General features: G+C 71.7%; 15 protein-coding genes, 2 rRNA genes and 4 pseudogenes. 6 read left to right on the forward strand and 15 right to left on the reverse strand.

The annotated features are described in order from the left end of the window. Positions 1-24: 24 nt before the first annotated feature. The 7 genes and pseudogenes from JKP75_RS13480 to JKP75_RS13500 all read right to left on the reverse strand — a co-directional run bounded on the left by JKP75_RS13480 (position 25) and on the right by JKP75_RS13500 (position 5,737). Complete coding sequence (locus tag JKP75_RS13480) at positions 25-441, reverse strand: helix-turn-helix domain-containing protein (RefSeq protein WP_200490757.1); 417 nt, start codon at positions 439-441, stop codon at positions 25-27. A gap of 153 nt (positions 442-594) precedes the next feature. Then, the gene (locus tag JKP75_RS13485) at positions 595-1,065 is read right to left on the reverse strand and encodes a nicotinamide-nucleotide amidohydrolase family protein (RefSeq protein WP_309229824.1); all 471 of its coding nucleotides are present in this window, start codon (positions 1,063-1,065) and stop codon (positions 595-597) included. A gap of 11 nt (positions 1,066-1,076) precedes the next feature. Continuing rightward, on the reverse strand, positions 1,077-1,751 hold the full coding sequence (gene pgsA / locus JKP75_RS13490) for a CDP-diacylglycerol--glycerol-3-phosphate 3-phosphatidyltransferase (RefSeq protein ID WP_200493167.1): 675 nt from the start codon (positions 1,749-1,751) through the stop codon (positions 1,077-1,079). Positions 1,752-1,755: 4 nt separating this feature from the next. Further along, a complete protein-coding gene (locus tag JKP75_RS21475) occupies positions 1,756-2,763 on the reverse strand; it encodes a radical SAM protein (RefSeq protein ID WP_309229825.1) in 1,008 nt (335 codons plus the stop codon). A 172-nt stretch (positions 2,764-2,935) separates the two neighbouring features. Further along, positions 2,936-3,181, reverse strand: a pseudogene (locus tag JKP75_RS21480) (30S ribosomal protein S12 methylthiotransferase RimO); the annotation flags it as partial. A 65-nt stretch (positions 3,182-3,246) separates the two neighbouring features. Beyond that, complete coding sequence (locus tag JKP75_RS24040) at positions 3,247-3,759, reverse strand: DNA translocase FtsK (protein ID WP_309229826.1); 513 nt, start codon at positions 3,757-3,759, stop codon at positions 3,247-3,249. Beyond that, the gene (locus JKP75_RS13500) at positions 3,665-5,737 is read right to left on the reverse strand and encodes a DNA translocase FtsK 4TM domain-containing protein (RefSeq protein ID WP_242473325.1); all 2,073 of its coding nucleotides are present in this window, start codon (positions 5,735-5,737) and stop codon (positions 3,665-3,667) included. Before JKP75_RS13500 ends, JKP75_RS24040 begins: the two co-directional genes overlap by 95 nt. Before the next feature lie 668 nt (positions 5,738-6,405). On the opposite strand from JKP75_RS13500, the pseudogene JKP75_RS22935 reads away from it, so the two are divergent. The 3 genes and pseudogenes from JKP75_RS22935 to JKP75_RS13510 form a co-directional block, all read left to right on the forward strand. Further along, positions 6,406-7,242, forward strand: a pseudogene (locus JKP75_RS22935) (prolyl oligopeptidase family serine peptidase); the annotation flags it as partial. Between the two features lie 88 nt (positions 7,243-7,330). After that, positions 7,331-7,765 carry a S9 family peptidase gene (locus JKP75_RS22940; protein ID WP_255523364.1) on the forward strand — a complete coding sequence of 145 codons (435 nt, stop codon included), beginning with the start codon at positions 7,331-7,333 and terminating at the stop codon, positions 7,763-7,765. A gap of 134 nt (positions 7,766-7,899) precedes the next feature. After that, a pseudogene (locus JKP75_RS13510) lies at positions 7,900-8,292 on the forward strand (GNAT family N-acetyltransferase); the annotation flags it as partial. Here JKP75_RS13510 and JKP75_RS13515 read toward each other — a convergent pair. From JKP75_RS13515 to thyX, 5 genes and pseudogenes are all read right to left on the reverse strand, one after another. Beyond that, the gene (locus JKP75_RS13515) at positions 8,267-9,967 is read right to left on the reverse strand and encodes a ribonuclease J (protein WP_200490754.1); all 1,701 of its coding nucleotides are present in this window, start codon (positions 9,965-9,967) and stop codon (positions 8,267-8,269) included. The pseudogene JKP75_RS13510 and the gene JKP75_RS13515 sit on opposite strands and share 26 nt — an antisense overlap. Positions 9,968-9,977: 10 nt before the next feature. Further along, positions 9,978-10,874, reverse strand: coding sequence for a 4-hydroxy-tetrahydrodipicolinate synthase (gene dapA, locus JKP75_RS13520; protein ID WP_200490753.1), 897 nt, complete (start codon positions 10,872-10,874; stop codon positions 9,978-9,980). Positions 10,875-10,884: 10 nt separating this feature from the next. Continuing rightward, a complete protein-coding gene (locus JKP75_RS13525) occupies positions 10,885-11,400 on the reverse strand; it encodes a dihydrofolate reductase (protein WP_207147047.1) in 516 nt (171 codons plus the stop codon). A 22-nt stretch (positions 11,401-11,422) separates the two neighbouring features. Continuing rightward, positions 11,423-12,230, reverse strand: a pseudogene (locus tag JKP75_RS13530) (thymidylate synthase). Positions 12,231-12,293: 63 nt separating this feature from the next. Next, positions 12,294-13,046 (reverse strand): FAD-dependent thymidylate synthase, encoded by a 753-nt coding sequence (gene thyX / locus JKP75_RS13535; protein WP_200490751.1) that lies wholly within the window; start codon positions 13,044-13,046, stop codon positions 12,294-12,296. Between the two features lie 40 nt (positions 13,047-13,086). Here thyX and JKP75_RS13540 point away from each other — a divergent pair, with 40 nt between their 5' ends. Beyond that, positions 13,087-13,503: a YkvA family protein gene (locus JKP75_RS13540; RefSeq protein ID WP_309229827.1), complete on the forward strand. Its 417-nt coding sequence runs from the start codon at positions 13,087-13,089 to the stop codon at positions 13,501-13,503. On the opposite strand, the gene JKP75_RS13545 is transcribed toward JKP75_RS13540, so the two are convergent. Then, the gene (locus JKP75_RS13545; protein WP_200490749.1) at positions 13,457-14,689 is read right to left on the reverse strand and encodes a winged helix-turn-helix domain-containing protein; all 1,233 of its coding nucleotides are present in this window, start codon (positions 14,687-14,689) and stop codon (positions 13,457-13,459) included. The genes JKP75_RS13540 and JKP75_RS13545 overlap by 47 nt on opposite strands. A 63-nt stretch (positions 14,690-14,752) precedes the next feature. Between JKP75_RS13545 and JKP75_RS13550 the strand changes: the two genes are divergently transcribed. Both JKP75_RS13550 and JKP75_RS13555 read left to right on the forward strand, forming a co-directional pair. Continuing rightward, positions 14,753-15,358: a GNAT family N-acetyltransferase gene (locus JKP75_RS13550; protein WP_200490748.1), complete on the forward strand. Its 606-nt coding sequence runs from the start codon at positions 14,753-14,755 to the stop codon at positions 15,356-15,358. After that, positions 15,355-16,014, forward strand: coding sequence for a DUF2461 domain-containing protein (locus JKP75_RS13555; RefSeq protein ID WP_200490747.1), 660 nt, complete (start codon positions 15,355-15,357; stop codon positions 16,012-16,014). Before JKP75_RS13550 ends, JKP75_RS13555 begins: the two co-directional genes overlap by 4 nt. A 174-nt stretch (positions 16,015-16,188) precedes the next feature. Here the strand turns inward: JKP75_RS13555 and rrf are convergent. Beyond that, a 5S ribosomal RNA gene (rrf, locus tag JKP75_RS13560) occupies positions 16,189-16,305 on the reverse strand. 113 nt (positions 16,306-16,418) lie between these two features. Then, positions 16,419-19,536 (reverse strand): 23S ribosomal RNA (locus JKP75_RS13565). Between the last annotated feature and the right edge of the window lie 299 nt (positions 19,537-19,835).

Consider the following 19,835-nt stretch of genomic DNA (forward strand, 5'->3'; position numbering starts at 1 on the left):
CCGCCCGGAGCGCGCCCGGGCGCATCAGGCGGCGAGCGAGACCGCCTCGCCGCGGCGCAGGGCCCCGCGGGCGGGGGCACCGACCAGGGCCAGCGCGGGCTCGGCCACGGGCACGCCGGCCTCCTCGGCCGCGGGCCGGTCCTCGGCGGCGGCTGCGTCGGCGGCCTCGTCCGGGACGGGGTGCGCGAGCGCCCGCACGCCGCCGGCACCGGCGACGCGGAGCTCCAGGCTCACCTCGGCCAGCAGGTCGGCGAGCTCGACGTCGAGGGCGTCGCAGATGGAGGCGAGCAGCTCGGAGGAGGCTTCCTTCTGCCCGCGCTCGACCTCGGAGAGGTAGCCCAGGCTGACCCTCGCCGCGCCGGAGACGTCGCGCAGCGTCCGGTGCTGACGCAACCGGTGACCCCGCAGGGTGCTCCCGAGCTGGGTACGCAGCAGCAACATGGCCACTCTCCTGTCCTGCGAGCGGGGGAAGCACCGGCACCCTTCGCAGGCGCCGTGCGCTCACGGTACGCGGCGCCTCGCCCGGTGGCTGGCCCACCCGGCTCGCGTCCTCTCACGGCGTAACGCCGCCGCTCGGGCCGCCCTTCCCGCGGCTCAGGCCAGGCGGGCGAGGAGGGCGTCGGTGGCCGCGTCGACGGCGGCCGACCGCACCGCGGCGCGGTCCCCGGCGAGGTCGAGCTCGAGGACGTCGGTGCGCGCGCCGTCGGAGAGCCCGAGGTAGACCCGGCCCGGGCCGTGCCCGTCGACGCGGGCCGGGCCGGCCACCCCGGTGAGCCCGACGCCCCAGGTCGCGGCGCACCGCACGCGCACCCCCTCGGCGAGCGCCGCGGCGGTCTCCGGGCTGACCGGGCCGTGCGCGGCCAGCAGGTCGGCGGGCACGCCGGCGAGCGCGGTCTTGAGGTCGGTGGCGTAGACGACCACTCCCCCGCGCAGCGTCGCGCTCGCGCCGGGCACCTCCGCCAGGCGGGCGCAGAACAGCCCGGCGGTCAGCGACTCGGCCGCGGCCACCGTCTCCCCGCGCGCCAGCAGCGCGGCGTGCAGCCGGGCGGTCCGGTCGTCGGCCACGGGGCGCCCGCTCAGGCGGCGGTGTCGGTGCGCGTGCCGGTGGCCCCGGCGCTGCCCGCGTTCGACCGGCGGGCGGCCGCGGCCTTCATCGCGCGGGCACTGGTCCGGCGCAGCCGCAGCGCGCGGACGACGTAGTCCAGGCCGGTGACGACGGTGAGGACCACCGCCAGCGCCATCACCCACCAGCGCGCGGTCGCCGCCGCCCCAGTGAGCGGCAGGATGTACGCGCCGATGGCCAGCGCCTGCGCGACGGTCTTGGCCTTGCCACCGCGGCTGGCGGCGATGACACCGTGCCGGATGACCCAGAACCGCAGCACGGTGACGCCGATCTCGCGCACGAGGATCAGCCAGGTCACCCACCAGGGCAGCAACCCCAGCGCGGAGAGCCCGATGAGCGCGGTGCCGGTGAGCGCCTTGTCGGCGATCGGGTCGGCGAGCTTGCCGAACTCGGTGACCTGCCCGGTGCGGCGGGCGATCATCCCGTCGTACCGGTCGGTGATGATCGCCAGCGCGAACACCAACGTCGCCCAGTAGCGACCGGCGTCGTCGAGGCCGTCGTCCTTCACCAGGAGGTAGGCGAACACCGGCACCACGGCCAGGCGGAGCACGGTCAGGGCGTTGGGCAGGTTCACCAGGCGTGCCGTCTGCGGCGGCGTCGCCGCGGGGTCGGGCAGCACCTCGCTCACGGGATCACCGGCCGGCCGGCTCGGCGGCGCGGGCCAGCAGGTCGATGCCCTCGGTGCCCACCACGGTCGCCGGCACGAGCTGCCCCGCCACGGCGCCCTCGGGCACCCCGGTGACCGTGGTCGTGCCGTCGGCGTCGGGGTCCTGGTGCGCGGCGTGGCCGAGCCAGGTGCCCGGCCCGTCGGTGGCCGAGAGGTCCTCGGTGAGCAGCACCTCGACGTGCTCGCCGATGCGGTCCTCGGCGCGCTGCGCGGTCAGCTCCTCCACCAGGTCGGTGATCCGGCGGACGCGGGCGTCGATCTCGGCCTGGTCCAGCTTGCCGGGCAGGCCGATGGCCTCGGTCCCCTCCTCGTCGGAGTAGCCGAAGACACCGACCGCGTCGAGCCGGCCGTAGGTCAGGAAGCGCTCCAGCTCGGCGACGTCCTCCTCGGTCTCCCCCGGGAAGCCGAGGATGACGTTGGTGCGGAAGCCGGCGCCCGGCGCGAGGCTGCGCGCGCGCTCGATCGTGCGCAGGAAGTCGTCGGTGCCGCCGAACCGGCGCATGCGGCGCAGCAGGGTCGGCGAGGAGTGCTGGAACGACAGGTCGAAGTAGGGCGCCACACCCGGGGTCGTGGCGATGAGCTCCAGCAGCCCCGGGCGCAGCTCGGCCGGCTGCAGGTAGGCCACGCGCACCCGCACGATGCCCGGGACGGCGGCCAGCTCGGGCAGCAGCTTCTCCAGCGAGCGCAGGTCGCCGAGGTCCTTGCCGTAGGAGGTCGAGTTCTCGCTGACCAGCACGAGCTCGGTGACGCCCTGCTCGGCCAGCCAGTGCGCCTCGCCCAGCACCTCGGCCGGCGGCCGGGAGACGAACGCGCCGCGGAAGGTCGGGATGGCGCAGAACGCGCACCGCCGGTCGCAGCCCGAGGCGAGCTTGAGGGCGGCCATGGGGCCCGAGGCCAGGCGCTTGCGGCGCAGCCAGTCGTGGCCGGGGATGACCGGCGCGTCGGCCGCGGCGGTCGCCGCGGTGCGCTGCACCGGGCTGATCGGCAGCAGGGTGCGGCGGTCGCGCGGGGTGTGCGGGCACCAGCGGGCGCCCGGCGATCACGTCGTCGAGCCGCTCGCCGATCTGGGCGTAGTCGTCGAAGCCGAGGACGGTGGCCTCGGGCAGCGCGCCGGCCAGCTCCGAGCCGTAGCGCTCGGCCATGCAGCCCACGGCGACGACCGGGGCGCCCGAGTCGGTGGCCGCGAGGATCGCGTCGACGGAGTCCTTCTTGGCCGACTCGATGAACCCGCAGGTGTTGACCAGGACGGCGTCGGCGGCGTCGGCGTCCTCGACGAGCTCGTAGCCACCCGCGGCCAGCCGGCCGGCCAGTTCCTCGGAGTCGACCTCGTTGCGGGCGCACCCGAGGGTCACCACCGCCACAGTCCGGGCAGGGGAGGGCGCAGCTGTCACCGGGCCATCGTAGTCGCCCGGACCGCCGCCCTCCCCGCTCCCGGGAGTGATCCCCGTCGTCCGCGTCAGTCCGCCCCGCCCCGGATCGTGAACAGCGTCGCCTCGAGCTCGTCGGGCTTGATGAGCACGTCGCGGGCCTTGGAGCCCTCGGACGGGCCGACGATGCCGCGGCTCTCCATGAGGTCCATGAGCCGGCCGGCCTTGGCGAACCCGACGCGGAGCTTGCGCTGCAGCATCGAGGTGGATCCGAACTGGCTGGTGACGATCAGCTCGACCGCCTGCAGCAGCAGGTCCAGGTCGTTGCCGATGTCCTCGTCGATCTCCTTCTTCTCGCCGGTCGACCCCGCCGAGAAGACCTCCTCGCGGTACTCCGGCTCGGCCTGGCGCTTGCTGAACTCGACGACCGCCTCGATCTCGGCGTCGGTGACGAACGCGCCCTGCACGCGCATCGGCTTGCCCGCGCCGATGGGCATGAACAGCGCGTCACCCATGCCGATGAGCTTCTCCGCGCCCGGCTGGTCGAGGATGACCCGGCTGTCGGTGAGGCTCGAGGTGGAGAACGCCAGCCGCGAGGGCACGTTGGCCTTGATCAGACCGGTGACGACGTCGACCGACGGGCGCTGCGTCGGCGAGGATCAGGTGGATGCCGGCCGCACGCGCCTTCTGCGTGATGCGGACGATGTGCTCCTCGACGTCGCGCGGCGCGACCATCATCAGGTCGGCGAGCTCGTCGACGATCGCCAGGATGTAGGGGTAGGGCCGGTAGACCCGCTCGCTGCCGGGGGGCGCGGTGATCTCGCCCTTCTCGACCTTGCGGTTGAAGTCGTCGATGTGCCGCACGCCGGTGGACTTCATGTCCTGGTAGCGCTGCTCCATCTCCTCGACCAGCCAGGCCAGCGCCGTGGCGGCCTTCTTCGGGTCGGTGATGATCGGCGTGATCAGGTGCGGGATGCCGTCGTACGGCGTCAGCTCGACCATCTTCGGGTCGACCAGGATCATCCGCAGCTGGTCCGGCGTGGCCCGCAGCAGCAGCGAGGTCAGGATCGAGTTGACGCAGCTGGACTTGCCGGCCCCGGTGGCGCCGGCGACCAGCAGGTGCGGCATCTTCGCCAGGTTGGCGCAGACGAAGCCGCCCTCGATGTCCTTGCCCAGCCCCACGAGCATCGGGTGCGGGTCCTGCTTGGCCGCCCCGGAGCGCAGGACGTCGCCGAGGCTGACCTTCTCGCGGTCGGTGTTGGGCACCTCGATGCCGACAGCGGACTTGCCCGGGATCGGCGCCAGGATGCGGATGTTGTCGTTGGCCACCGCGTAGGCCATGTTCTTGGTCAGCTGGGTGATCTTCTCGACCTTGACGCCCTGGCCGAGCTCGACCTCGTACCGGGTGACCGTCGGCCCGCGGGTGAAGCCGGTGACCGCGGCGTCGATGTTGAACTGCTCGAGGACGCCGCTGATCGCCTCGATCGCGACGTCGTTGGCCTTCGATCGCGCCCGGGGCGGATCGCCGGGCCGCAGCATGGACAGCGCCGGGAGGACGTAGTCGCCCTCGACCGGCTGGATGGACAGCTGCTCCGGCTCGGTGATCGGCGGCAGCTCCTCCTGCGGGGAGGTGCGGTCGACGACCGGCGGGCGCGGCGGGGCGGGGCGCAGCTCGGTGTGCTCGGGCTCGGTGGTGAGGGTCGCGTCGACGGCCGCGGCCATCGCCCCGTGGTCGATCGGGCCGGTGGCGAGCAGGTCCTCCGACAGCTTCCGGCGGGACCGCCGCGTCGCCGGGGCGGGCGGCTCCTCGTCGTACTCGTCGTCGTCGTACTCGTCGTCGTAGTCGTTGCGGCCCAGCAGCCGGTCGGCGAGCTCGCGCATCCGCTCGGGGATCTGGTGCACCGGGGTGGCCGTGATGACCAGCAGCCCGAAGAACGCCAGCAGCGACAGCAGCACGATGGTGACCGCGCTGCCCAGGCCGGCCACCAGCGGCGTGCCCACGGCCCAGCCGACGAGCCCGCCCGAGCCGGGCAGGCCGGCCTCGGGGTCGGCCGGGTCGCCGACCACCTGGGCGATACCGAGCACCGACGCGATCGTGCAGAGCCAGCCGATGACCAGCCGGCCCCGGGCCTCCGGACGCGGTCCGCTGCGCAGCAGCCGCAGCGCGGTGAAGAACAGGACGACGGGCAGCACCACGACCAGGGCGCCGATGACCCAGCGCACGCCGTCGGTCAGGGCCTCCCCCACCGGGCCGATCCCGTTGCTCCAGGCGGCCGCGCCGAGGACGACGGCCAGCCCGAGGAACGCCAGCCCGACGCCGTCGCGACGGTGCTCGGGGGCGAGCGGCTCGGCCTCCTCGGGCCGGGCGACCGAGCGGGCCAGGCCGCCGGCGCCGCGGGCCAGCAGCCCCCAGGTGCCGCTGGCGGCACGCCACAGGTTGAAGCCGCTGTCTTGCTTCTTCTTGGCGGCCGGGCGGCGGTTGCCGGAGCGCTGGGCGGCCGGGCGCTTCTTGCTCGCAGCGGTCGAACCCGAGCGGCTCCGGGAGGACGCCGGGCGGCTCGACGTGGTGCGGGCAGGCATGCGTCGAACGGTAATCCGCTCGGAGGCCGCGAACGGGCAGGCAGAGCGTCGTGTCCCGCACCGGCGACCCATCTCATAACGTCACAGGCATGAGCCCGACGCGCACCCCCGGCAGCTGGCCGACCCCGATCACCTCGGAGCTGGTGGTCCGCGCGGCCGCCCGGATCGGCGAGGTCGTCGTCGACGGCGCCGACGTCTGGTGGTCGGAGTCCCGGCCCGACGAGGGCGGCCGGTCGGTGATCGTGCGGCGGGCTGCCGACGGCGCGGTCAGCGACGTGCTGCCCGCGCCGTGGAACGCCCGCACCCGCGTGCACGAGTACGGCGGCGGGGCCTGGACGGTCGCCGGCGGCACGCTGTGGTTCACCGAGTTCTCGGACCAGCGGCTGTACCGGCTCGACCCGGGCAGCGCCTCCCCCGTCGCCGTCACGCCGGAGCCCGCGGTGCGCGCCGGTGTCCGGCACGCCGACCTGACCGCCGTCGCCGGCGGCGTGCTCGCCGTCCGCGAGCACCACCCCGCCGAGCACGCCCCCGCCGCGGACGTCGTGAACGAGGTGGTGCGCATCGGCCCCGACGGCGCCGAGGTGCTGGTGAGCGGCCCCGACTTCGTCTCCGACCCGCGGCCCGGGCCCGGCGGCGAGCTGGCCTGGCTGCAGTGGGACCACCCGCACATGCCGTGGGACGCCGCGCAGCTCGTGGTCCGGGCGGCCGACGGGAGCGAGACCGTCGTCGCGGGCGGACCGGGCGAGTCCGTCGTGCAGCCGGTGTGGGCGCCCGACGGCGCGCTGTGGTTCCTCTGCGACCGCACGGACGTCTGGTCGCTGTACCGGTGGCGCGCGGGTGCCGCGGCCGAGCTGGTGCTCGACGTCGGCAGCGACATCGCCGGGCCGCAGTGGGTGTTCGGCGCCAGCCGCTTCGCCCTGCTCGACGACGGCCGGATCGTCCTGGCCCACGGGCGCGAGGGCCGCGACCGGCTGGTGGTCCGCTCCCCCGACGGCGGGCTGCGCGAGGTCGAGCTGGCCTACGCGGCGCTGCGCGACCTGGTCGCGGCCGGGAACGACGTCGTCTGCGTCGCCGGTGGCCCGGACAGCGAGCCGGTGGTGCTGCGGGTGCCCCTGGACGGGAACGCCCCGGTGGTCCTGCGCCCGGCGCGCGACCTCGGGCTGGACCCGGCCTGGTTCTCCCGCCCGGAGCACGTGAGCTTCCCGACCGAGGACGGCGGCACCGGCATCGGCGTCGCGCACGCCCTCGTGTACCCGCCGGCCAACCCGGAGGTGACCGCGCCCGACGGCGCGCTGCCCCCGCTGCTCGTGCTCGTCCACGGCGGCCCCACCTCGGCCGCCTCCCCGGTGCTCAACCTCGCCGTGCAGTACTGGACCTCGCGCGGGTTCTGCGTCGCCGACGTCGACTACCGCGGCTCCACCGGCTACGGCCGCCGGTACCGGGACGCGCTGCAGGGCCGGTGGGGCGTGGTCGACCTAGACGACGTCGTCGCCTGCGCCCGGTACCTGGCCGACGCCGGCCGGGTGGACCCCGCGCGCATGGCGATCCGCGGCGGCTCGGCCGGCGGGTACAACGACGCTGGCCGCCCTCTCCATGCGCCCGGGGGTCTTCACCGCCGGCGCGAGCCACTACGGCGTCGCCGACCTCGGCGCGCTGGCCGCCGAGACGCACAAGTTCGAGTCCCGCTACCTCGACGGGCTCGTGGCGCCGTGGCCTGCGGGCGCCGACGTCTACGCGGAGCGCTCGCCGATCAACCACGTGGACGCCCTCGACACCCCGCTCGCCGTGTTCCAGGGCGACGAGGACGCGATCGTGCCGCCCGACCAGGCCGAGGCGATCGTGGCGGCGCTGCGCGCCAAGGGTGTGCCGCACGCCTACCTGCTCTTCGCCGGCGAGCAGCACGGCTTCCGCCAGGCGGCCAACATCCGGGCCGCGCTGGACGGCGAGCTGTCGTTCTACGCCCAGGTCTGGGGCTTCGACCTCCCGGCGGACGAGGACATCACCCCGATCGACGTCGTCGCCCTGTGACCGTCATCCGGCCGGCGACGGTCGCCGACCTGCCGCGCCTGCGGGAGATCGAGCGCGCCGCCGGCCGGGCGTTCGCCGGGCTCGGCATGCACCTGGTCGCCGACGACGAGCCGCCGGCGCTCGAGGAGCTGCGCGGCTACGCCGACGCCGGCCGGGCGTGGGTCCGCACCGACGACGACGACCGGCCGGTGGCCTACCTGCTCGCCGACGTCGTCGACGGCTGCGCGCACCTCGAGCAGGTGAGCGTGCACCCCGACGCCGCGGGGCACGGCCACGGCCGGGCGCTCGTCGAGCACCTCGCGACCTGGGCCCGGGAGCGGGGGCTGCCCGCGGTCACCCTCACCACCTACGTGGACGTGCCGTGGAACGGCCCGTACTACCGCCGGCTGGGCTTCTCCCCCGTCGACCCCGCGGAGCTCTCCGCGGGCCTGCGGGAGATCCGCCGGGTCGAGGCCGCGCACGGCCTCGACCGCTGGCCCCGCGCCGCGATGCGGCGCGAGATCAGACCTCGAGGACCGTCGGGATGATCATCGGGCGGCGGCGGTGCTTGTCCGACACCCACTTGCCGACGGTCCGGCGGATGATCTGCGACAGGCGGTGCGCGTCGACGTCGTCGTCCTGCAGCGCGCGCCGCAGGTTGTCCTCGACCAGGCGGAGCGCCTCGTCGAAGGTCGACGGGTCATCGGAGAAGCCCTTGGTCGACAGGTGCACCGGACGCACGATGGTGCGCGTCGAGGGCTCGACGACGACAGTGAGGGCGACGAAGCCCTCGTCGCCGAGGATGCGCCGCGCCTGCAGCGACTCCTCGCCGACGTCGCCCACGTTGAGCCCGTCGACGTAGACGTCGCCGATGGGGACGCTGCCCACGATCGAGGCCTTGCCGTCGACCAGGTCGATGACCACACCGTCCTCGGCGAGCAGCACGCGGTCGGCCGGCATGCCGGTCTCCTCGGCGAGCTTGGCGTGGGCGCGCAGGTGCCGCCACTCGCCGTGCACGGGCATCAGGTAGCGCGGCTTGGCCACGTTGAGCAGGGTGCGCAGCTCACCGGCCGGGGCGTGCCCGGAGACGTGCACCTTCGCCGTCTCCTTGTGCACGACGGTGGCGCCGAGGCGGGACAGCCCGTTGATGACCTTGTAGACGGCCGTCTCGTTCCCCGGCACCAGCGACGAGGCGAGGACGACGGTGTCGCCGGGCTCGATCGTGACCTGGTGGTGGTCGCCGCGGGCCATGCGGCCCAGCGCCGAGAGCGGCTCGCCCTGGGAGCCGGTGCTCACCAGCACGACCTGCTCGGGCGGCATCTTGGCGGCGTCGTCGAGCGACACCATGAGGCCGGGTGCCATGTGCAGCAGGCCGAGGTCGCGGGCGACGCCCATGTTGCGGACCATCGAGCGGCCCACCAGCGCCACCTTGCGGTTGTGCTTGTGCGCGCAGTCGAGCACCTGCTGGATGCGGTGCACGTGGCTGGCGAAGCTGGAGACGATCAGCCGCTGCGTCGCGCGGGCGAAGACGTCGTCGAGGACCGGGCCGATGCTGCGCTCGGGGGTGACGAAGCCGGGCACCTCGGCGTTGGTCGAGTCGGCCAGCAGCAGGTCGATGCCCGAGACGCCGAGCCGGGCGAAGGCGCCCAGGTCGGTGAGGACGCCGTCGAGCGGCAGCTGGTCCATCTTGAAGTCGCCGGTGTGCACGAGCAGGCCGGCCGGGGTGTGCACCGCGACGGCCAGGGCGTCGGGGATCGAGTGGTTCACCGAGATGAACTCGCAGTGGAACGGGCCGGCCAGGTGGTCGTCCCCGGCGGCGACCTCGACCAGCACGGGGTCGATGCGGTGCTCGCGCAGCTTGGCCTTGACCAGCGCCAGGGTGAACCGGGAGCCGACCAGCGGGATGTCCTCGCGCAGCCGCAGCAGGTACGGGATCGCCCCGATGTGGTCCTCGTGGCCGTGGGTCAGGACGACGGCGGTGATGTCGTCGAGGCGGTGCTCGATGACGCCGAAGTCCGGCAGGATCAGGTCGACGCCGGGCTGCTCCGCCTCGGGGAAGAGCACGCCGCAGTCGATGACGAGCAGCTGCCCGTCGAACTCCAGGACCGCCATGTTGCGGCCGATCTCGCCCAGGCCGCCCAGGGCCATGACGCGCAGGCCGCCCTCGGGCAGCGGCGGCGGGGCCTTGAGGTCCAGGTGCGGTTGGGTGACCACGCCACTCATCGGGTGTCACTCACAGGTCGATGCCTCCGTCGGCGAGGTCGATGCGCAGTTGCGCGAGCTGTTCGTCGGTCGCCTCGACCAGTGGCGGCCGCAGCGGGCCGGCCGGCAGGCCGAGAGCGTTGAGCGCCGCCTTGACCAGGATCGCGCCCTGGGTGCGGAAGATGCCGGTGTAGACCGGCAGCAGGCTGTCGTTCACGGCGCGGGCCCGGGCCAGGTCACCGGCCTCGACGGCGGCCACCAGCTCGGCCAGCCGTGGCCCGGCCAGGTGGCCCACCACGCTGACCACGCCGACGCCGCCCATCGCGAGGATCGGCAGGTTCAGCATGTCGTCGCCGCTGTAGTACGCCAGGTCGGAGCGCGCACGGGTCCAGGCCAGCGCGCCGAAGTCGCCGCGGGCGTCCTTGACCGCCACGATCCGCGGGTGCTCGGCGAGGCGGACGAGCGTCTCGACCTCGATCGGGATCACCGAGCGGTGCGGGATGTCGTAGAGCAGCACCGGCAGGTCGGTGCTGTCGGCCACCGTCGTGAAGTGGCGCAGCAGGCCGGCCTGCGGGGGCTTGTTGTAGTACGGGGTGACGACCAGCAGGCCGTCGGCGCCCAGCCGCTCCGCGGCCCGCGCCCGCTCCGCCGAGTGGGCGGTGTCGTTCGTGCCGACGCCGGCGATGACCGTGGCGCGGTCGCCGACCGCGTCGATCACCGCCTCCAGGACGGCGTTGGTCTCGCCGTCGCTGAGGGTCGGCGCCTCGCCGGTCGTCCCGGTCACCACGAGCCCGTCGTGCGACTGGCGGTCGACCAGGTGCGCGGCCAGCTCCTGCGCGCCGGCGAGGTCGATCGACCCGTCCTCGGCCAGCGGCGTGACCATCGCCGTGAGCACGCGCCCGAACGGTCGGGCGGGGTCGGTGGTCATGGGTCTGAATCTACCGATCCGCGCGATCGGGCACCGGCCCGCCCACGGCGGCGCGCTCGTACTCCGACACCGCGTAGCGCAGCCCGCCCGACGTCGACTCCGCCCAGCCCCGGTCGGGGGTGCGTGCGGTGCGGGTCCAGCCCTCGTCCAGCGGCGGCGCCCAGGTGTCGCCCTCGACCGCCACGTCGACGTCGGTGACGACCAGGCGACCGGCGTGCGGCAGGAACGCGGCGTACACCGCTCCCCCGCCGATCACCCAGCACGACGGGTGCTCGGCGAGCACCTGCTCCACCGAGGCGGCGGTCCGCGCCCCGTCGGCCGACCACGCCGGATCGCCGGTCAGGACGACGTTGAGCCGGCCGGGGAGGGGGCGGAAGCGCTCGGGCAGCGACTCCCACGTGCGCCGGCCCATGACGACCGTCGACCCCGTGGTGAGCCGCCGGAACAGCGCCAGGTCCTCGGGCAGGTGCCACGGCAGGCCGCCGTCGGCACCGATCACCCCGCCCCGCCCCTGGGCCCACACCATCCCGATCACCGGCAGCGGCCGATCAGACGGCGACGGCGCCGCGGATCGCGGGGTGGTGCCGGTAGCCGCCGAGGGTGAAGTGGTCGTAGGTGTAGTCGAACAGCGAGGGCACGGGCGCGAGCTCCAGCGTGGGGAACGGCAGCGGGTCGCGGGAGAGCTGCTCGGTGACCTGCGCGACGTGGTTGCTGTAGACGTGGCAGTCGCCGCCGACCCAGACGAAGTCACCCGGCTCCAGGCCGACCTGCGCGGCGACCATGCGGGTGAGCAGCGCGTAGCTCGCGATGTTGAACGGGACGCCGAGGAACATGTCAGCGCTGCGCTGGTACAGCTGGCAGGAGAGCTTGCCGTCGGCGACGTAGAACTGGAACAGCGCGTGGCAGGGCGCCAGCGCCATCTCCGGCAGGGCGCCGGACGTTCCAGGCCGAGACGACCATGCGGCGGGAATCGGGGTCCGAGCGCAGCGTGTCGAGGACGGCGGCGATCTGGTCGATCTGCTGCCCGTCCGGCGCGGGCCAGGACCGCCACTGCACGCCGTAGACGGGGCCCAGCTCGCCCTCGGGCGACGCCCACTCGTCCCAGATGGTCACGCCCTGCTCGCGCAGCCAGCCCACGTTGCTCTCGCCGCGGAGGAACCACAGCAGTTCGACGGCGATCGACTTGAAGTGCACCTTCTTCGTCGTCACCAGGGGGAAGGTCTCCGACAGGTCGTACCGGAGCCGCTCCCCGAACAGGCTCAGGGTGCCGGTCCCCGTGCGGTCCTGCTTGGGCGTGCCCTGCTCCAGGATCCGCCGCAGGAGGTCCTCGTACTGGGTGTCGATCGCCGCTGCCACGGACCCGAGACTACGGCCGGGGACCGACCGGCGGGCGGGGCCGTCGCAGACGCCCCACGGGCCTCAGCCCTCGCCGACGAGCGGGCTGGCCGCGACGTGCGTGCCGTCGGCCAGCGCGCTGATCCGGAAGTCGCCGAACACGTTGCCGGCCACCCGCTGCAGCTCGCGCAGGCAGGCGATCGCCAGCGCGCGGAGCTCGACGTCGGCGTGCTCGCTGGCGCGCATCGCGACGAAGTGCCGCCAGGCCCGGTAGTTGCCGGTGACGACGATCCGCGTCTCCGTGGCGGCCGGCAGCACCGAGCGCGCGGCCTGCCGCGCCTGCTTGCGCCTCAGGCCCGCGCCGGGCCCGTCCCCGACCCGCCGCTCCAGCCCGGCCCGCAGCTGCTCGTAGGCCTCGGCCGCCGCACCGGTGGCGGCCTCGAACAGCGCATGCAGCTCCGGGTCGGCGGCGATCGCGGCCGGCTCGACCACGGCGGCGTCCTGCTCGGGGACGAACCGCTGCGAGAGCTGGCTGTAGGAGAAGTGCCGGTGCCGCACCAGCTCGTGGGTGAGGGTCCGGGAGACCCCGGTGAGGTACATGGTCACCGAGGCGTGCTCGAGGACGGAGAGGTGGCCGACCTCCAGCAGGTGCCGGAGGTAGGCGGCGTTCGTGGCCGTCGCGGGGTTGGGCTTGTCCCAGGACTGGTAGCAGGCCCGACCGGCGAACTCGGCCAGCGCCTGCCCGCCGTCGGCGTCGGTCTCCCACGGCACGTCGGCCGGCGGGGTGAACTGGGTCTGGGCGACGACCTGGACCTTCAGCGGCACGATGTCGGGCACGCCGCCGAGCGTACGGCCGGGGCGGGGGCAGACTGGCCGCGTGGAGCCGCTGCGGGTGCTCGTCGCCGTGGGTGGCGGCCTGGTGCTGCTCTGGCTCCTGCTGCTGCTCCTGCTGTGGCGCTCCCGCACCCTGGCGCCGCGCGAGGCGCTGCGTCTGCTCCCCGACCTGGTCCGCCTGGTCCGCCGGCTGGCCGCGGACGGCTCGCTCCCCCGCGGGGTCCGCGTCCGGCTGTGGCTGCTGCTCGGGTACCTGCTCTCGCCGATCGACCTGGTCCCCGACGTCGTCCCCGTCCTCGGCTACGCCGACGACGTCGTCGTCGTGGCGTGGGCGCTGCGCGCGGTGGTCCGCCGCGCCGGGGACGACGCGCTGGCCCGCCACTGGGCCGGGAGTCCTGCGGGGCTCGCGCTGGTCAGACGGCTGGCCGGGCTGCCGGCAGCGGGTGCACCGCGCGGCTGAGCTCCGCGGCCAGGTCCCCGCGCTCGACCACCTCCACGGCCTCGAGCTCGAGCCAGTCGGCCAGGAGCCGCAGCTCCGCGGCCAGTTCGCGCGCCACCTCGACCGGGTCGACGCCGTCCTCGGCGTGCGCGGCCTGCACGCGCAGCACCGCGGCCCGCCGGTCGGCCTTGAGGTCGACCCGGGCGACCAGCCGGTCGCCGAGCAGGAAGGGCAGCACGTAGTAGCCGTGCACCCGCTTGGGCGCCGGGGTGTAGATCTCCAGCCGGTAGCGGAAGCCGAAGATGCGCTCCACCCGCGGTCGCTCCCAGACCAGGGAGTCGAAGGGGCTCAGCAGCGCCCGCGCCCGGATCCAGCGCGGCCGCCGCGCCGCCGGGTCCAGCCACGCCGGCCGCCCCCACCCGGCCACCTCGACCGGCAGCAGCTCGCCGGCGTCGGCGAGCTCCGCGATCGCGGTGCGCGCGTCCGCCGGGGAGAGCCGGAAGTAGTCGCGCAGGTCGGTCTCGGTCGCGACGCCGAGCGCACGGGCGGCGGTGCGCACCAGCACGCGGACGGCGTCGGCCCGCTCGGGCACCGGCTGGGCGAGCACGGCGGCGGGGATCACGCGTTCGGTGAGGTCGTAGACGCGCTCGAACCCGGCGGTGCGCCCGCGCGTGGTGAGGACCCCGGTGAAGAACAGGTACTCCAGGGCTGCCTTGCCCTCGTGCCAGTTCCACATGCTGCCCGGGCGGTCGGGGCGGGTCTCGCCGAGCTCGGCCGCGCGCAGCGGCCCGTCCCGGCGGATCCGCTCGACCAGGGCGGACAGGTACTCGGGGCGCTCGCGGGCGACCCGCGTCATGGAGCCCCACGCCTGCGAGTCGGCGGCCGCCATGCGCCAGCGCAGGTAGGGGTGCAGCCGCACCGGCAGGAAGGACGCCTCGTGCGCCCAGTACTCGAACACCGTGCCGCGGCCGGCGGTGAACGCGTCCAGCGCGGCCCGCGGATAAGGACCGAGCCGGCTGAAGAAGGGCAGGTAGTGCGAGCGCGACAGCACGTTGACCGAGTCGATCTGCACCACGGCCAGCCGCTCCGCCGTCGCCCGCAGCTGACGGGTGCCCACGGGCGTGGCCGGGCGCGGCACCGCGAAGCCCTGGGCGGCGAGCGCGATGCGCCGGGCCAGCGGGGCCGGGAGGTGCTCGGGGCCGGTCACGGAGCAGATCCTGCCGTCAGCCACCGACAGCCCGCGCCCCTGGGGCTGCCTAGGCTCGCGGGCGTGACCCTGCCGCCGTTCCCCCGACTGACCGGCACCGCCGACGTGCAGGTCCGTCCCGCGCGGCCGGCGGAGGCGGCCGACATCGCCCGCGTGCAGGCGCTCGCCTGGCGGACGGCCTACCGGACGCTGCTGCCTCCCGAGGTGCTGGACACCTGGGACGAGGACTCCGCGGCGCAGTCCTGGCGGGCCGCCGTCGCGTCCCCGCCGACGCCCGGGCACCTCGTGCTGGTGGCGCTCGAGGGCGAGACGGTGGTGGGGTTCGCCGCCGTCGCGCCCGCCGAGCTGGACGAGGACGAGGACGAGCAGCGGTCGCACGCCGGTCCGCTGTCTGAGATCTCGACCCTCCTGGTGGAGCCGCGCTGGGGGCGACGGGGCCACGGCAGCCGGCTGCTCGCTGCCGTCGTCGACCTGGCCCGGGCACAGGGGGTGGCCGAGCTGCGCACCTGGCTGCCCGAGCAGGACCGGACCTCGGCGTCCTTCCTCGAGTCCGCCGGCTGGGCACCCGACGGCTGGGCACGGACGCTGGACACCGGGGCTGCGCCGTTGCGGGAGCTCCGCTGGCACGCACTGCTGGACGACGACCTCGACGAAGGAGACCGCAGGTGAGCTTCGCAGGCTTCCCCGACGAGGGGCTGGTGTTCTACGAGGGCCTCGAGGCGGACAACAGCAAGACCTTCTGGACGGCGCACAAGGCGGAGTACGACACCTTCGTCCGCGCACCCGTGCTGGCCCTGCTCGAGGAGCTCAGCGCCGAGTTCGGGACCGCGAAGGTGTTCCGCCCCTACCGGGACGTCCGGTTCAGCCACGACAAGACGCCGTACAAGACGCACCAGGGGGCAGTCGTGACGCCCGAGGGACGCGGCGCCGGCTCCTGGTACGTGCAGATCTCCGCCGACGGCCTGCTGGTGTCCGGGGGGAGCTGGCGGCTGGAGAGCGACCAGGTGGCCCGCTACCGCCGAGCCGTCGCCGACCCGGTGCAGGGCCCGCTGCTGGAGGCGGAGGTCGAGCGACTGCGCGCCGCCGGCTGGGCGATCGAGGGCGACCGGCTGGTCCGCGTGCCCGCCGGCTACTCGGCCGACGACGAGCGGATCGAGCTGCTCAAGCACAAGGCGCTGCACGCCACGCGGAACTGGACGCCGACCGACTGGCTGCACACCCCGGCCGCCCTGGACCGCGTGCGCGACGCGTGGCGCGACCTGGCGACCCTCAACGCGTGGCTCGCCGACAACGTCGGCGCCACCACGAAGGAACCCCGCCGCTGACCTACCCCTACAGAAGCCGGCTGCCGGTCCGCGGAGAGGCGGCCCGCTTCTCCGCGGAAAGCCAGGGCTTCGTTTCCGCAGTACACACGTCTGCTCCTCCCGGGACGAGCGGCGTTTCTCGGGGACGCCGAAAGGGGCCCCAGCGCGGATGCTGGGGCCCCTTCGGGAATGGTTGTCCGGCGGCGTCCTACTCTCCCACCCCGTCTCCAGGGCAGTACCATCGGCGCTGAGAGGCTTAGCTTCCGGGTTCGGAATGTTGCCGGGCGTTTCCCTCTCGCCATGGCCGCCGTAACTCTGTGAACTTGAACCATCGTCTGGTTCGTGCGTTCAGAACCGCACAGTGGACGCGAAGCACTCTTCGTCAGTTGACACTTGATCTGGCACGACAGCCCGAGTGGGTGTGTGTGGTCAAGCCCTCGGCCTATTAGTACCGGTCAGCTCCACACCTTGCGGTGCTTCCACTTCCGGCCTATCAACCCGCTGGTCTGGGCGGGGGCCTTACCCGGTTGACCCGGTGAGAGACCTCATCTTGAAGCGAGCTTCCCGCTTAGATGCTTTCAGCGGTTATCCCTGCCGAACGTAGCTAACCAGCAGTGCACCTGGCGGTACAACTGGCACACCAGAGGTTCGTCCGTCCCGGTCCTCTCGTACTAGGGACAGCTCTTCTCAAGTCTCTTACGCGCACGGCGGATAGGGACCGAACTGTCTCACGACGTTCTAAACCCAGCTCGCGTACCGCTTTAATGGGCGAACAGCCCAACCCTTGGGACCTACTCCAGCCCCAGGATGCGACGAGCCGACATCGAGGTGCCAAACCATCCCGTCGATATGGACTCTTGGGGAAGATCAGCCTGTTATCCCCGGGGTACCTTTTATCCGTTGAGCGACACCGCTTCCACATGCCGGTGCCGGGTCACTAGTCCCAGCTTTCGCTCCTGCTCGACCCGTCGGTCTCACAGTCAAGCTCCCTTGTGCACTTGCACTCGACACCTGATTGCCAACCAGGCTGAGGGAACCTTTGGGCGCCTCCGTTACATTTTGGGAGGCAACCGCCCCAGTTAAACTACCCACCTGACACTGTCCCTGATCCGGATCACGGACCGAAGTTAGACATCCAATTCGACCAGAGTGGTATTTCAACGATGACTCCACGAACACTGGCGTGCCCGCTTCACAGTCTCCCACCTATCCTACACAAGCCGAACCGAACACCAATATCAAGCTATAGTAAAGGTCCCGGGGTCTTTCCGTCCTGCCGCGCGTAACGAGCATCTTTACTCGTAGTGCAATTTCGCCGAGCCTGTGGTTGAGACAGCTGAGAAGTCGTTACGCCATTCGTGCAGGTCGGAACTTACCCGACAAGGAATTTCGCTACCTTAGGATGGTTATAGTTACCACCGCCGTTTACTGGCGCTTGAGTTCTGAGCTTCGCCTTACGGCTAACCCGTCCCCTTAACGTTCCAGCACCGGGCAGGCGTCAGTCCGTATACATCGTCTTACGACTTCGCACGGACCTGTGTTTTTAGTAAACAGTCGCTTCTCACTGGTCTCTGCGGCCACCCACCGCTACCCCGCGCAAGGCGGTTGACAGTAGATGGCCCCCCTTCTCCCGAAGTTACGGGGGCATTTTGCCGAGTTCCTTAACCACAGTTCGCTCGATCGCCTTGGTATTCTCTACCTGACCACCTGAGTTGGTTTGGGGTACGGGCCGCTCGGAACTCGCTAGAGGCTTTTCTCGGCAGCATAGGATCATCCAATTCGCCTCATTCGGCTATGCGTCAGGTCTCACCCTGTATGCGGGACGGATTTGCCTACCCCGCGGGCCACACCCTTGCACCGGTACTACCACTCACCGGTAGGACTACCTTCCTGCGTCACCCCATCGCTTGCCTACTACCAGTCCGGGTCCCAGCCTCCCCACACTCGCCTCACAAGTGAGGACCGGTGGATCGGGTGGTTAGCATCGCTGGGTTCAGCATGGGCGTTCCTTCGCGGGTACGGGAATATCAACCCGTTGTCCATCGACTACGCCTGTCGGCCTCGCCTTAGGTCCCGACTCACCCTGGGCGGATTAGCCTGGCCCAGGAACCCTTGGTCTTCCGGCGGGGAGTTTCTCACTCCCCTCTCGCTACTCATGCCTGCATTCTCACTCGCGTGGCGTCCACGGCTGGATCACTCCGCCGCTTCGACCGCCACACGACGCTCCCCTACCCATCCACACACCTGGCCGGCCCACACAAGGACCGACAGGAAAAGCATGAATGCCACGGCTTCGGCGGTGTGCTTGAGCCCCGCTACATTGTCGGCGCGGAATCACTTGACCAGTGAGCTATTACGCACTCTTTCAAGGGTGGCTGCTTCTAAGCCAACCTCCTGGTTGTCTCTGCGACTCCACATCCTTTTCCACTTAGCACACGCTTAGGGGCCTTAGCCGATGATCTGGGCTGTTTCCCTCTCGACTACGAACCTTATCGCCCGCAGTCTCACTGCCACGCTCTCACTTACCGGCATTCGGAGTTTGGTTGACGTCAGTAACCTTGTGGGGCCCATTAGCCATCCAGTGCTCTACCTCCGGCAAGAAACACGTGACGCTGCACCTAAATGCATTTCGGGGAGAACCAGCTATCACCGAGTTTGATTGGCCTTTCACCCCTACCCACAGCTCATCCCCTCAGTTTTCAACCTAAGTGGGTTCGGTCCTCCACGCGGTCTTACCCGCGCTTCAACCTGGCCATGGGTAGATCACTCGGCTTCGGGTCTAGGGCACGCGACTGAATCGCCCTGTTCGGACTCGCTTTCGCTACGGCTACCCCCCACGGGTTAACCTCGCCACGTACCACTAACTCGCAGGCTCATTCTTCAAAAGGCACGCAATCACCCCGGACCGAAATCCTAAGGCTCTCACGGCTTGTAGGCACACGGTTTCAGGTACTATTTCACTCCCCTCCCGGGGTACTTTTCACCTTTCCCTCACGGTACTTGTCCGCTATCGGTCACCAGGGAGTATTCAGGCTTAGCGGGTGGTCCCGCCAGATTCACACCGAATTTCACGGGCTCGGTGCTACTTGGGATCACGCTCGGGAGAGCACATGTTTTCGTGTACGGGGCTCTCACCCTCTACGGCGACCCCTTCCAGAGGCCTTCCACTAACACGTGCTTTTCTCACTCCCTGAGTGCTCGGCAGAACACTCGGAACGGTCCCACGACCCCGACCACACAACGCCTGCCGGCTATCACATGCGATCGGTTTAGCCTCATCCGCTTTCGCTCGCCACTACTCACGGAATCACGGTTGTTTTCTCTTCCTGTGGGTACTGAGATGTTTCACTTCCCCACGTTCCCTCCACACGCCCTATGTGTTCAGGCGCGGGTCACACCACATGACTGGTGCGGGGTTCCCCCATTCGGAAATCCTCGGATCAACGCTCGGTTGACAGCTCCCCGAGGCTTATCGCAGCCTCCTACGTCCTTCATCGGCTCCTGGTGCCCAGGCATCCACCGTGTGCCCTTAACAACTTGGCCACACAAAAATCCCACACAACAGCGCCCGGAAGGACACCCGTCGTGCGGGCCTACAAGAACTCTCATGCAAATAAGAGTCAAAAAGATGCTCGCGTCCACTGTGCAGTTCTCAACGTACGACCAGACACCCTCCACACGACCCCGCCAGACCCGGCACCCCCACGAGGGGCCGGCGGTACGAGAAACAGGAAGGCCCTGACACGAAGAACCCGATCACCCCCGCGCACGGGGATGGTCCGCTCCCTCAGGACCCAACAGCGTGCCTACGACCAACCCACCACCACCACCCCGTTCCCCAC

This window comes from Blastococcus sp. TML/M2B (genome assembly GCF_016612865.1).
In the GTDB taxonomy this organism is placed as follows: Bacteria; Actinomycetota; Actinomycetes; order Mycobacteriales; family Geodermatophilaceae; genus Blastococcus.

What these genes read in the sequence shown, in the direction of transcription:
- JKP75_RS13500 (WP_242473325.1), bottom strand. Translation starts at nt 5,737, where the DNA reads ATGCCTGCCCGCACCACGTCGAGCCGCCCGGCGTCCTCCCGGAGCCGC.
- JKP75_RS13525 (WP_207147047.1), bottom strand. Translation starts at nt 11,400, where the DNA reads ATGGTGTGGGCCCAGGGGCGGGGCGGGGTGATCGGTGCCGACGGCGGC.
- JKP75_RS13480 (WP_200490757.1), bottom strand. Translation starts at nt 441, where the DNA reads ATGTTGCTGCTGCGTACCCAGCTCGGGAGCACCCTGCGGGGTCACCGG.
- JKP75_RS13515 (WP_200490754.1), bottom strand. Translation starts at nt 9,967, where the DNA reads ATGAGTGGCGTGGTCACCCAACCGCACCTGGACCTCAAGGCCCCGCCG.
- JKP75_RS22940 (WP_255523364.1), top strand. Translation starts at nt 7,331, where the DNA reads ATGCGCCCGGGGGTCTTCACCGCCGGCGCGAGCCACTACGGCGTCGCC.
- dapA (WP_200490753.1), bottom strand. Translation starts at nt 10,874, where the DNA reads ATGACCACCGACCCCGCCCGACCGTTCGGGCGCGTGCTCACGGCGATG.